This is a genomic window from Hylemonella sp. W303a (assembly GCF_046452315.1).
In the GTDB taxonomy this organism is placed as follows: domain Bacteria; phylum Pseudomonadota; class Gammaproteobacteria; order Burkholderiales; family Burkholderiaceae_C; genus Hylemonella.
In genome coordinates, this window is the sequence record NZ_JBKFDG010000002.1 from 138819 (window position 1) to 152482 (window position 13664).

The following is a 13664-nucleotide window of genomic DNA, read 5'->3' on the forward strand; positions in this document are numbered from 1 at the left end:
GGCATGTTGAGCGGACTCCTTGAAAACACCGACGATGATCACACCATGACAGCGACCACCCCTGTTCCAACCACGCCTGTTCTTCAGTCTCGCCTGCCTAGAGTGGGCACAACCATCTTCACGGTGATGTCCGCGCTGGCGGCGGAGAAAAATGCGGTGAACCTGGGCCAGGGATTTCCGGATTTCGAGGGGGACCCGCGCCTGGTTGACGCGGTGGCTGACGCCATGCGCAAAGGCCTGAACCAATACCCTCCCATGACGGGTGTGCCCGCTCTGCGCCAGGCCGTGGCAAGCAAGATCACCGCGCTGTACGGCCACGCGTACGACGCCAACAGCGAAATCACGATCACCGCTGGCGCGACCCAGGCCATCCTCACGGCCATCCTCGCGGTCGTGCATCCAGGCGACGAGGTGATCGTGTTGGAGCCTTGCTACGACAGCTACGTGCCCAACATCGAGCTGGCCGGCGGCGTGGTGGTGAGGGTGCCTTTGGGGTCACCCAGCGAACCGGGATCGTTCCAACCCGACTTCGACCGCATCGCCGCGGCCCTCACGTCCAAGACCCGCGCCATCATCATCAACACACCACACAACCCGAGCGCAACGGTCTGGTCGCGCTTGCACATGGAGAAGCTGCAAGCACTGCTGGCCCCCACCAACGTGCTGGTCATTGCCGACGAGGTGTACGAGCACATGGTCTATGACCACCAGCGACATGAGAGCGTAGCCCGCTACCCAGGTCTCGCCGCGCGTTCCTTCATCGTGAGCAGTTTTGGCAAGACCTACCATGTCACCGGTTGGAAAGTGGCCTACGTCGCAGCCCCGGCCTCACTGACGGCCGAGTTCCGCAAGGTGCACCAGTTCAACGTCTTCACCGTCAACACGCCGGTGCAACATGGTTTGGCTGCTTACATGGCTGACCCGCAGCCTTACCTGACCCTGCCCGCCTTCTACCAACGCAAGCGAGACCTGTTCCGCGCGGGCCTTGCAAAAACCAAGTTTCGACTATTGCCCAGCGAGGGGAGCTACTTCCAGTGCGTCGACATTTCTGAACTGTCGGTGCCCGAGCGGGATTTGAGCGAAGCCGATTTCTGCCAGTGGCTCACTGCCGAAATTGGCGTTGCGGCCATCCCGTTGTCGGCCTTCTATGGCAATAGCCACGACCAGAAAGTCATCCGTTTTTGCTATGCCAAGAAAGACGAGACGCTCCAGCTGGCCTTGGAGCGCCTGAGCAGACTCTGAGCCTCGCTCGCTCGCACGAACGAACGAGCCAGCCCGCCATGAAGGATGCAGTGCCTTTGTGCAGGCGCTGCCTGTTTAGGTCGACTCAGTCGCTGGCGCTGATGGCCAGAATCAGTCCCTGACGCGCATGCTGGTATTGGACGCTCAACATGCCGTGCAAGCGCGCCACCGCGACGGCCTGATCCGCGTGCACCCGCCCGCGTTCGCCCAACAAGGTGGGCAGCGGTGGGCCGGAGATCAACGTATCCTCCTCCACATCTCCACCCAGGGTCTGGGCGTGCTCCAGGTGCAGATGCAGACGTTCCTCCCAGACCAACAGCCGCGCCAACCTCGCCAGCACACCATTGGAACGGGGGCAAGGCGCGACCGAATGGGCCTGGAATGACTGCAACCAAGGCAGCAAAGCGTCCCCCGGCATGGGCTGGGCAACCGCGTAGCCTTGCACGGCATCCACACCCAGGATGCGCACCGCCGCCAGGAGGCCTGGGTCCTCCACCCCTTCCAGTGCCACGCGCTTGCCCAAGGCATGCCCGAGCCGCGTGAGCTGGTAGATGAAGCGCAGCACGTCAAAGGTATCGCGTTCGAGGTTCTGCACGATGCTGCGATCGATCTTGATCAGGTCAAAGGGCATTTCGCGCAAACGCGCCAAGCCGCTGTAGCCGGCCCCAAGATCGTCTTCCGCCAACTTCACACCCAAGGACTTGAACTTGTGGAACACCCCGACCGCGTCAGCGCCATAGCCGATGGCCCCGGTCTCCAGCAGTTCCAGCGTGAGCATCTCAGGCTCGCAACCTTGCTCAAGCAGGATGTTTTGCGTGACCTCGAAGTAGCGAGGATCGACCAAGGCACTGGACGGTAGGTTCAAGGACACCGCCAGATCCAGACCCGCGTCCCGCCAGCGTCGGCGTTGGAGCAGCACCTCGCGCAGCCCGCGTGCGTAAAGCTCCACGAAATCACTGGGCAGCAAGGCCGCGAAGAACTCACCGGGCCCCAACAGACGACCGTCCGCGCGCAAGCGAGCCAAGGCTTCCACCTTGGTGACCTTGCCGGACTGAAGGTCCAGCAAGGGTTGGTAGTGCATTTCGAGCGCGTCGGTGCGCAGCAGGCTGGCCCAATGCTGCCGGGTCGCGTACGGAACCACGCGCGCGGGGCCATGACGACCTTCGATGGCCATCAAGGCGAATACCAACAAGGTCTGCAATTGCTCGATGAACGATTGCTGGTGCGTCGAACTGAAACCACCTGGCAGTGTGCAAAAAAGCGTCAGCACGAAGAACGGCGGGCCATCGCTGGGCCCGACCGGAATGGCCACGCTGGAACGGTAGCCGTGCTCTCGCATCAAGCCACGCCAGCGCTCGGTGGCCGGGTCGGTGGCGAAATTGATGCAGCGTTGGACCTCTCGGGTGCGCCAGGCGCGTGCGGTCGGATCTTCGCTGACCTCGCTCAGCGAACCTCCTGCAAGCTGCTCGAATCGCATCAAGAAATCATTGGCCTGACCGGACACCGCCTCGAAACGGAACAACCCGCGGCTGTCCAGCCGACCAAACGAGCAGGCGGCGATTTCTCCATGTTCAGACAAGCGCTGCGTCATGCGGTCTATCAGGTCGGTGTAACTCTCCACCTGCCAGACCAGTTGCGTCAGTTCCTGCGTCAGCTTGTGCCGCTGAATCTGCACGTCTTGGTAGACCTGCATCTGCAAGGACAAGTCCCGCATCAGCCGTTGCCCCAACGCTGCAAGGGCGCGACCGTGCTGTACTCCACCGACGTGGTCACGCACCAGGGCCAGGAGAATTTCCGAGCCCAGTGTCAGATCGTCCCGGGCTACACCCATGACCGCATGCTGCAAACCCAGGCGCCCCGCGAGCACGCGATGCTTCTCCGCATCCAGGTCGGGGGCAGACAAGGTCAGCAGGTACTCGCGCAGACGTGCCTTGAACTGGGTCTGCTCTGGCGGCGCCATGGTCAGAATCAGATCACTGATTGACGGGATCTCCGCGAGACTGCGGAACAGTTTTTCAACAATGACCTCGAGCTGGTCCTGCAAGACCGGCCGCATGCTCTGCAGGGCATCTGCCCACGCCGCGCCATAAAGCCTGCTGGCCTGTCTGCGCTCTACCTCCGAAACGCCTGAAGCCGCCGCCACAGGCGTATCACCCTCTGCTGACACAATGGACTCCTCTGCACGCCTCGTCGGGCGCTTGAAGGGAGGCGCTCTGCTGGCGCTCTCTGTCACCCTTCAACTTTCACATTCCCTAATGACTCTTTCAACCGTGGTGGAGTCCGACACTCCGGTCTTGATCACTTTCTTCGCTGTTTCCAGCCTCCTGTCCAAACGTTCCTCAACAACGTTGTCATTCTCCTTCATCATCCGCGCCATGTCGGCCAGACATGAACAAGCTGTGGTGGAAATCCATCATCAGGCACTGATTGCACAAGAGATGAGCGACAGGCCCCACTGCCCCACTCTGTCTCATCGTCCTTAGAGGACTCGACTTGAGTGCAAAGATGGCCAGCTAGGGAAAGCCATGAAGCAGGAGGGCATGCCGAGCGATCTGACGTGCGCGCAGATTCGAGTAGATCGGCATCACGAGGATGCCAAGCACGCATCGAACGTTCAGCCGACCGTTTTGCTATCCGTTCAACTGCAGCCACACCTTTTCGATGCGCTTGATGCTGACGGGCTGCGGAGTGCGTAGCTCTTGCGCGAAGAAACTCACGCGCAGCTCCTCGAGCAACCAGCGCAGTTCCTGCAAGCGGGCATCACTCGCGCCCTTGCGCTCGGCCAACAGTCGCAAGTAACGTTGTTCCTGCGGCTTGAGCTCGGACAACCGTGCCGCGTCTCGGGCTGGATCGGCACGCCATTTGTCCAACCGCAAGGTGATGGCCTTGAGGTAGCGCGCGTAGTGCTGCAGCGCTGCCCAAGGGGTGCTCGCCAGAAAGCGCTTGGGCATAAGACGCTGCAATTGCTGATTGCAGTCGGCAACCGCCTCCGTCGCATTCTTGTTGTCCTTGATCTTGCGCTGCGCGATGGCGTACTCGCTCAAAATGGTCGCAGCCAGGCGCGCCACTTCGTTGGCAATCAAGGTCAAGCGGCCGCGCCCTTCGTCCAGGCGGCGCTTGAACTCGACCTCGTTCACGGGCAGCGGCTCCAGCAGGAAGGCTCGATCCAACGCCACTTCCAGAATCTGCTCGCGCAACTCTTCCAGGGTGCCCAAACCCAAATAGGCCACGGCCATCTTCTGCAGGTCCGGGATGTTTTTCTCGAGATACTTGAGCGCGTCGCGGATTTGCAAGGCAAACAAGCGCCGCAAACCGGCACGGTGCTTGGCGGTGGCCAACTCAGGCTCGTCGAACACCTCGATCATCACGGCATCGTTCGCGTCCACCAAGGCTGGAAAGCCAATCAGCGCCTGACCGCCTTTTCTGATTTCCATCAGTTCAGGCAACTCCCCAAACGTCCAGGCCAGATAACGCTGTGCCGCGTCGGCCGCCGGGCTGGTGGATAACGCGGACTGCGGGTGGCTAGATGTGCTCTTGCTTGAAGAAGGGGCCTGGCCTGGCTGGAGACCCTCTCCCGCATTGGACTGCCTCGGCCCACCACCCGCGCTGGATCGTCGCATCGTGGCATCCGGCATCTGAGCCGCTGGAGCCGCCTTGAGCGCCGCCAAAGCTTGGAAAGCGCCGCGCGCCTGCGCGCCCAACTCGGCCTTGAGAGCCGCGAGATTCCTCCCCTGGCCCAACTGCCGCCCGTGTTCATCCACCACCCGCAGGTTCATGAACAGATGGGGGCTGAGCATGTCGAGCTTGAAATCCGTGCGCTTCACATCCAGGCTGGTCACATCGCGCACCCGCTTGAGCAAGGCATCGGTGAGGCTGCCTCGGCCAAAGTTTTCTGGCTGCCCCAGCTCCTCGGCCAGGCGGGCGGCCGACTCCGGCAAGGGCACGAAGCGGCTGCGCGGCTTTTGCGGCAGGCTTTTGAGGAGGGCTTGGATCTTGTCCTTGATCATGCCCGGGGCCAGCCATTCACAGCGTTCCTCGCTGACTTGGTTCAGCACGAACAGCGGAACCGTGACCGTCAGTCCGTCGCGCGCGTCACCGGGCTCGTGCAAGTAGCTGGCCACGCAATCCACGCCGCCCAAGCGCAGGGTTTTGGGAAAGGCGCTGCTGGTGACCCCCGCCGCCTCGTGGCGCATCAACTCCTCGCGGGTCAGGCGCAGCAGGTCAGGCTGGCTACGACTCGCCTCGCGATACCAGCGCTCGCACTCAAAGCCGCTGCAAACCTGGGCAGGCAAATGCTGGTCGTAGAAGGCGTAGATCAGTTGCTCGTCCACCAGCACGTCCTGCCGGCGGGACTTGTGCTCCAGCTCCTCCACCTCGCGGATCAGCTTGCGGTTGGCGGCCAGGAAGGGCAGTTGGACATCCCATTCTCCAGCCACCAAGGCCTCGCGGATGAACACCTCGCGCGCCGCCACCGGGTCGACCCGCCCGAAATTCACGCGCCGCCCGCTGTAGATCAGCAGGCCGTAAAGCGTGGCCCGCTCCAACGCAACCACTTCCGCCGCTTTCTTTTCCCAATGGGGATCAAGCAGCTGCTTCTTGAGCAAGTGCCCTGCGACCTGCTCCAGCCATGGCGGCTCGATGGCGGCAATGCCGCGCCCGAAGAGCCGCGTCGTTTCGACCAGTTCAGCGCAGACAATCCATCGCCCCGGCTTCTTCGAAAGGTGTGCGCCAGGATGGCGATGGAACTTGACGCCACGCGCGCCGAGGTAGATGTCCTCCGTCTCGTGCTTGCAGCCCACATTGCCGAGCAGGCCTGCCAACATGGACAAGTGAATCTGCTCGTAAGTCGCGGGCGCTTGATTCAGCCGCCATTGATGCTCGGTCACCACCGTCAGCAACTGGCTGTGGATGTCACGCCATTCCCGCACGCGGCGCACGTTCACGAAGTTCTGGCGCAAGAGGGATTCGTACTGGCGGTTGCTGAGTTTGTGTTCTGCTGCCCCTGGAGCCGCCGCCCCGTCCGGCTTGCCGCCCCGTGCATCGTGTAGCCACTTCCAAAGCTTGAGGTAGCCGGTGAACTCGCTCTTCTCATCGTCGAACTTCGCGTGCGCCTGATCAGCCTGAGCCTGGGCCTCCAGCGGCCGGTCACGCACATCCTGCACGCTGAGGGCGCTGGCGATCACCAGCACCTCTTCCAGCGCCTGCCGGTCCCGTGCTTCCAGGATCATGCGGCCCACGCGGGGGTCCAGCGGTAGCTTGGCCAGCTCACGACCCAAGGGCGTGAGTTCGTTGGCGTCGTCCACCGCGCCCAACTCAGCCAGCAACTGGTAGCCGTCGGCGATGGCACGGCCCGACGGTGCCTCGAGGAAGGGAAAATCCTCCACCGAGCCCAGGTGCAGGGACTTCATGCGCAGGATGACCCCCGCTAGAGAGGAGCGCAGGATCTCGGGCGTGGTGAAACGCTCACGCCCGTTGAAGTCCTGCTCGTCGTAGAGGCGAATGCAGATGCCGTTGGCCACGCGTCCGCAACGGCCCGCGCGCTGGTTGGCGGCGGCCTGGCTGACGGGCTCGACCAGCAGCTGCTCGACCTTGCTCCTGAAACTGTAGCGCTTGACCCGCGCCGTGCCCGTGTCGATGACGTAACGGATGCCCGGCACGGTGAGCGAGGTTTCGGCCACATTGGTGGCGAGCACGATGCGGCGGCCGGTGTGCCCGTCGAACACTTTGTCCTGCTCCGCCTGGCTCAGCCTTGCAAACAGGGGCAGCACCTCGGCGCTGCGCTTGATGGGGTCGTGGCTAAGGTGCTTGCGCAGGTGGTCCGCAGCCTCGCGGATTTCGCGCTCACCGGGAAAGAACACCAGAATGTCCCCCGTCGCATGGCCTTGCCAGAGTTCATCGACGGCATCGGCGATGGCGTCGTTGATGTCGTGCTCACGTGTTTCCTCGAAGGGACGCCAGCGCATCTCGACCGGGTAGGTGCGACCCGATACATAAATCACAGGCGCAGGGACAAGGACCCCACGCTCGCCCACCTCATGTGGCTCGCTGCCCCCCGAGGGGGCTTCGCCCGGCCTGGGGCGGCCCGGCGCCGGGCGATCCTTGGGCGCTGAAGCAAAGTGCCTGGCAAACCGTTCCGCATCGATCGTGGCCGAGGTCACGATGACCTTCAAATCAGGCCGGCGCGGCAGGATCTGCCGCAGGTAACCCAGCAGGAAGTCGATGTTGAGCGAACGCTCGTGCGCTTCGTCAATGATCAGCGTATCGTAGGCGTTCAGCAGCGGGTCGGTCTGGGTTTCCGCCAGCAAGATGCCGTCCGTCATCAGCTTGACCGAGGCGTCCTTGCCCAGCCGGTCATTGAAACGCACCTTGTAGCCCACCACCTCACCCAGCGGGGTCTGCAATTCCTCCGCGATGCGCTTGGCCACGCTGGAGGCGGCAATCCGGCGTGGCTGGGTGTGACCAATCAACCGGCCACGCTGGCCGGCGGGGTAGTTCAGCTTGCCGCGGCCCAGGCTGAGCGCGATCTTGGGCAATTGCGTGGTCTTGCCCGAACCCGTCTCGCCGCAGACGATGATGACTTGGTGGGCCTGCAGCGCGGCAGCGATCTCGTCGCGTTTGGCCGACACCGGCAGCGACTCGGGAAACTCGATTTTCAGTGTGGAGGAACTCAAGGGAAAACTTCGTGGAGAATCCGCGATTATCCCAGCCTACACGCCATCCCACAGCCACTAGCCCTTCGCGTCCACGCATGTCCGCCGTCTTCAATTTCACCTTCGTCCCTTGGTTCCGTTCGGTTGCGCCTTACATCCACAAATTCCGTAACCAGACTTTCGTGGTGGGCGTCTGTGGCGAGGCCATCGCGGCGGGCAAGCTGCCCAATCTGGCGCAGGATCTGGCCTTGATCCAGAGCATGGGCGTGAAGATTGTCCTGGTGCATGGCTTTCGCCCACAAGTGAACGATCAACTCAAGGCCAAGGGCCATGCGCCGCTGTATTCGCGCGGCATGCGCATCACGGACGAAGTCGCCTTGGATTGCGCACAGGAAGCCGCAGGACAGTTGCGCTACCAAATTGAGGCCGCCTTCAGTCAGGGCCTGCCCAACACCCCCATGGCTGGAGCCACCGTGCGAGTGCTCTCTGGCAACTTCATCACGGCGCGGCCCGTGGGCATCGTGGATGGCGTGGATTTCCAGAGCTCGGGCTTGGTGCGCAAGGTGGACGTCGCCGCCATCCAGCACACCTTGGACATGGGCGCGGTGGCCTTGCTCTCGCCCTTCGGCTTCTCCCCTACTGGCGAAGCCTTCAACCTGACCATGGAAGACGTTGCGACCTCGGTGGCGACCGCCCTGCACGCCGACAAGTTGATCTTCATCACCGAGATTCCCGGCCTGCGATTGCGCCCCAGCGAACCAGAATCCGAGGACAACCCCATCGACACCGAACTGCCCTTGGCCGCCGCCGAAAAACTGTTGGCCGAACTGCCCGCCCCCGAGCAGCCCAGCGACGCCGCGTTCTACCTACAGCATTGCATCCGCGCCTGCAAGGGAGGTGTTGAGCGCAGCCACATCATTCCCTACGCGGTGGACGGCTCCTTGCTGCTTGAGATCTATGTGCACGACGGCATCGGCACCATGATCGTCGACGAAAAGCTGGAGGAGCTGCGCGAGGCCACGGCGGACGATGTGGGCGGGATCTTGCGCCTGATCGAGCCGTATGAGAAGGACGGCACCCTGGTCAAGCGCAGCCGCACGGAGATCGAGCGCGACATCGGCAACTACACCATCATCGAACACGACGGCGTGATCTTTGCCTGCGCCGCGCTTTATCCCTACCCCGAGGCCCACACGGCCGAAATGGCGGCGCTGACCGTCTCCAGCGAATCCCAAGGCCAGGGTGATGGAGAAAAAGTCCTTAAGCGCGTCGAACAACGTGCACGGGCCATGGGACTGAAGAGCATCTTCGTGCTGACCACGCGCACCATGCACTGGTTCATCAAGCGCGGCTTCCAGCAGGTCGATCCCGACTGGCTGCCGGAGGCCCGACGCCGTCTTTACAACTGGGACCGCCGCAGCCAGGTGTTGGTGAAGAAGCTAGCCTGAGAGCGGCCGTCTAAGGCAGTGCGATCGGGACGCCGTTTGAGAGCGAGAGCAAGCGGGAGATTCAGGCAGCCATCAGCGCCAGCGGTTGTGCCAGGTCTTGCCGTTCGCCACCCGCAGAGCCGGACAAACGGAAGACGGCCACGGCTTGCACCAAATCCTGTGCTCAAGCTTTGACCGCTGTGAAGGCGCTGAACGGATCAGCGCAAGACCGGTGTTTCTTAGGCCAACACGGCGGCCTGATTGACTTCGTCAATCTGCTCGGGCGCCAGAAAGCGCTCGGCGTAGCGCAGATAGACTTGCTCGCGCACAAAGATCTCGAACAAATCGGGATCAATGTGCCCACCCTTCTTCATGTTCGCCATGATGGACAAGGCTTGCGAAAGCTTCATCGGGGGTTTGTAGGGGCGATCGCTCGCAGTCAGGGCTTCGAAGATGTCGGCGATGCCCATCACACGGGCCTGCACCGACATCTGCTCGCGGGTGAGCCCCTTGGGGTAACCCTTGCCATCCATGCGCTCGTGGTGACCGCCGGCGTACTCCGGCACATTGCGCAAGTGCCGTGGCCATGGCAGCTGCTCCAACATATTGATGGTTGCGACAATGTGGTGGTTGATGATTTCGCGCTCTGGGTGGGTCAGCGTGCCGCGCGCGATCGTGAGGTTCTCAACCTCGTTGGTGCTTAGGAAATCGCTGTCCTGCCCGTCGGCATTTCCCGGCGCGCGCCAGCGGTAGTGCGTGGCCATGTGGCGCACGCGTTGAATATCCTCTTCCCGCATGGCCTCGCCGCCCTTGTTGGACCTGCGCAGAAAATCGCGGTCTGCGTCCAGGCGATTCAGTTGCTCAGCCAATCGCTCGCTGACACGGGCTTCGGCCTCGGCATCAACCAGCGGCCGCAATGCGAGTTGCTCGCGCAATGCCGCGATTTCGGCATCCCGCTTGAGCACCTCGAAACGCGTGTCCACCAGTCCAATGCGGTCGTAGATGGTTTCCAGCTTGGTGGCTTTGTCCACCACATGCACGGGCGTCGTGATCTTGCCGCAGTCGTGCAGCAGGCCGGCGATTTTCAGTTCGTAGCGATCTTTGTCGCTCATGGTGAAATCGGCCAGGGGCCCGGCAGTCGTGGCCGCTGCCGCATCGGCCAGCAGCATGGTCAATTCAGGCACACGCTGGCAATGGCCTCCCGTGTACTCCGATTTCTCATCAATCGCCTCGTTGATCATGCTGATCAACGCCTCGAAAAGCTCTTCAAGCTGCGCGATCAGTTGGCGGTTGGTCAGAGCAATCGCTGCCTGCGAGGCCAGTGATTCGACCAAGCTCTGGTCTGCGGGCAGGAAGGCAGTCACCTCCCCGCTACCGGGCTTGCGCGCATTCAACAGCTGAAGCACACCGATCACCCGATCTTCATGATTTTTCATGGGCACGGCCAGCATCGATTGCGACCGATACCCCGTGCGCTGATCAAAGGAACGTGTTCCGGTGAAGTCGAATTTGGTGTTGTCGTAGGCGTCCGGAATGTTCACCGTGCTTTCATGGTTGGCGGCATACGCTGCCACGGCTCGATCATTGAGCCGCCCCTCGGCATCGAACAACTGCACCAAGGGCAATTCAATTTTCTTGCCCGTCGTGCCGCCCATCGCAATGTTGAGCGAGTCGGTTCGCATGATCTCAAAACGCAAGGCACGCTCATCGTCGGTCACGCGGTAGAGGGTCCCACCATCGGCGTTGGTGATTTCCTTGGCGGCGAGCAAGATGCTCTCCAGCAAGCGGTTCGTGTCATGCTCGCGCGAAAGCGCAGTGCCGATGGTGTTAAGCTGCTCAAGACGACGCAGCAGATCAGTCGTGAAATTGGCGGAGGTTTCCGTGTTCATGGTCGCGCTTTTTGTAACAATCCTTGGTAAACAGGCCAAGGAAAAACAAAGCGAGAGACTATCTTAGAACACTCGCGCTGCCTACCTGAAACAAAGTAACAGTCGCGCTCCCGAGAGAAATTCAACGAGGAAGCGCCAACGCTGGAGTATGTTGGCCGATGGCCAGCGGCCGGTCACCTGCATGTGGGCTCCCCGCATGCGTGCCAGGAGCCAGCTGAAACACGGCAACAGAAGACACAAGCTCCTCGGCTTGAGCGCGAAGATTGCTTGTCGCTGCAGCCAATTGCTCCACCAAGGCCGCGTTTTGCTGCGTGGCCTGATCCATATTGGTCACAGCCTCGCCGACTTGGATCACACCCGAGCTCTGTTCGCTGCTTGCCGTGCTGATCTCGGCGACGATATCGGACACCAGCCGGATGCTGCTCACCACCTGTTCCATGGTGGAACCAGCACGGTCCACCAAGGCTGCGCCTTGCCCTACTTGCTCCACGCTGGCGGTGATCAGCGCCTTGATTTCCTTGGCGGCGGCGGCGCTGCGGCCCGCCAACGTTCGAACCTCGCTGGCAACCACGGCGAAACCCCGCCCCTGCTCACCCGCCCGAGCGGCTTCGACCGCGGCGTTCAAGGCCAAGATGTTGGTCTGGAAAGCGATGCCATCGATCACATTGATGATTTCGACAATCTTGCGGGAGGACTCGCTGATGCCCTTCATGGTCTTCACGACCTCGGTCACGACCTCGCCGCCTTGAATGGCCACGCTGCTGGCGCTTTGCGCAAGCTGATTGGCCTGCATGGCATTCGCAGCATTCTGCTTCACCGTGCTGCCCAGTTCTTCCATTGAAGCCGCGGTCTGCTCCAAGGCACTGGCTTGGCTCTCTGTGCGAGAACTCAAGTCTTGGTTACCTTGCGCGATCTCGACACTCGTGGCCGAAACGGTCTCACTGCCACGGCGCACACGATCAACGGTGGCCGCCATGGCATCACGCAAGGCCTTTATGCCATGCATGAGGCTCTTGTGATCGCCCGATTTCAATCTAACCTCCACGCTCAAGTCACCCTGAGACATGCTGTGCATGATCTGGCTGACTTCGGCTGGCTCGCCACCGAGCTGTCGAACAATGCTGCGCACAATCAGCAAACCAAAGCCAAGCATCAGCAAAGCGAGTATGAATGCACCTAGGCTAGATTGCATGACGCGCTGTCGGATTGAAGTGTCCACCGTATCGATGTAGACGCCCGAGCCGACTATCCACCCCCAGGGCTGAAAACCCTTCACGTGCGAAACCTTTTGGACCGGTGTCGAGTGTCCAGGCTTGGGCCACATGTAGTCCACATCACCCGAGCCCTGGGTTTTCACGACTTTCACCATCTCCACAAAGAGGTGCTTGCCGTTCGGATCTTTATTCTCAGTCAGGTCTTTGCCATCGAGTTCCGGGCGAATGGGGTGCATCACCATCTTGGGATGCATGTCATTGATCCAGAAATACTCCGTGCCGCTGTAGCGCAAGGCCTTGACGGCCGACAAGGCTCGCTGCTTGGCTTCGTCCATGGACATCTGGCCCTTGAGGGCCTGATCGTGAAAGTGCACCAGCAAGCCGTGGGCTACCTCGGTCGCCTGACGCACGGCATCCTTGCGTTCCTGCAGCAGCAGGCTGCGCTCAGACACCATGGAAAAAGTCAGCAACAGAATCAAGCCAACAATGGCGCTGACGATCAGGGCACCCAGGCGTTTGCCCAGACTCATGGTAGCGAATCGAAACACGGGAAACTCCTCCTCAACGGCGTCCAGACCTTACTGAACCCTTACCAGGTATAGGGCATGCGAGAACCAAGGTTTTGTTTTTTATTCTGCGCACACTGTAACAAGAGGCGCGAAGGCTGAGCGAACGGGATCAGCGGTGTTTTCCCGAGGCACCCAAAGAAAAAGCCACTCGCGTTGAACACGAGTGGCCCGTCACAAGCAACTGGTGCAGCTGTTTGTTATGCGCGCATTGTTTTGGGGCGTATCAACATCAATAGGGTCACCAAGATCATGAGCGAGAAGCAGACAAACGACCAATTCGCAATGCTTAAACCCAGGAAGGTCCAATCGATGGCCGCACAATCGCCGGACCCGCGGAAGATCATGGGCACGACGCGCTGAAGAGGAAAGGCTTCGATCATTCCGTAGAAATCGCGACCACAGCTCAGGAACTCCGGCGGATGCCATTGAAGCCAGCTCTGGCGCGCTGCGACGAAAGCTCCGAATGCGGAGCACAGCAGCACCAAAACAGCGCCGGTCACATGCCAGTATCGACTTTTGAACCATGCGGCCAAGCCTGCGAAGCTCGCCACCAATACCAGCGCGTATCGCTGCACGATGCACATCGGGCAAGGCTCTAGTCCGACAACGTGTTGCAAATAGAGCCCGAATGTCAAGAGCGACAAACAGGCCAGGAAAATCAGAAAAAGCATGC

General features: G+C 61.3%; 8 protein-coding genes. 3 read left to right on the forward strand and 5 right to left on the reverse strand.

Going from position 1 to position 13664, the window contains the following annotated elements:
* Positions 1-45: 45 nt before the first annotated feature.
* Complete coding sequence (locus ACLBKS_RS04290) at positions 46-1242, forward strand: pyridoxal phosphate-dependent aminotransferase (protein ID WP_410191566.1); 1197 nt, start codon at positions 46-48, stop codon at positions 1240-1242.
* Positions 1243-1327: 85 nt separating this feature from the next.
* Here ACLBKS_RS04290 and ACLBKS_RS04295 read toward each other — a convergent pair whose 3' ends face one another.
* Entirely contained in the window at positions 1328-3202 is a 1875-nt protein-coding gene (locus tag ACLBKS_RS04295; RefSeq protein WP_410191567.1) for an EAL domain-containing protein, read from the reverse strand.
* A 208-nt stretch (positions 3203-3410) separates the two neighbouring features.
* On the opposite strand from ACLBKS_RS04295, the gene ACLBKS_RS04300 reads away from it, so the two are divergent.
* Positions 3411-3725, forward strand: a complete 315-nt coding sequence (locus tag ACLBKS_RS04300; protein ID WP_410191568.1) for a hypothetical protein — start codon at positions 3411-3413, stop codon at positions 3723-3725.
* 147 nt (positions 3726-3872) lie between these two features.
* On the opposite strand, the gene hrpA is transcribed toward ACLBKS_RS04300, so the two are convergent.
* Entirely contained in the window at positions 3873-7913 is a 4041-nt protein-coding gene (hrpA, locus tag ACLBKS_RS04305; protein ID WP_410191569.1) for an ATP-dependent RNA helicase HrpA, read from the reverse strand.
* A 77-nt stretch (positions 7914-7990) separates the two neighbouring features.
* On the opposite strand from hrpA, the gene argA reads away from it, so the two are divergent.
* Positions 7991-9340: an amino-acid N-acetyltransferase gene (argA, locus tag ACLBKS_RS04310; RefSeq protein WP_410191570.1), complete on the forward strand. Its 1350-nt coding sequence runs from the start codon at positions 7991-7993 to the stop codon at positions 9338-9340.
* A gap of 218 nt (positions 9341-9558) precedes the next feature.
* Here the strand turns inward: argA and ACLBKS_RS04315 are convergent, their stop codons facing one another.
* The 3 genes from ACLBKS_RS04315 to ACLBKS_RS04325 form a co-directional block, all read right to left on the reverse strand.
* Positions 9559-11208, reverse strand: a complete 1650-nt coding sequence (locus tag ACLBKS_RS04315; RefSeq protein WP_410191571.1) for an HD domain-containing phosphohydrolase — start codon at positions 11206-11208, stop codon at positions 9559-9561.
* A gap of 121 nt (positions 11209-11329) precedes the next feature.
* Complete coding sequence (locus tag ACLBKS_RS04320) at positions 11330-12970, reverse strand: methyl-accepting chemotaxis protein (RefSeq protein ID WP_410191572.1); 1641 nt, start codon at positions 12968-12970, stop codon at positions 11330-11332.
* Between the two features lie 218 nt (positions 12971-13188).
* Complete coding sequence (locus ACLBKS_RS04325) at positions 13189-13662, reverse strand: disulfide bond formation protein B (protein WP_410191923.1); 474 nt, start codon at positions 13660-13662, stop codon at positions 13189-13191.
* Between the last annotated feature and the right edge of the window lie 2 nt (positions 13663-13664).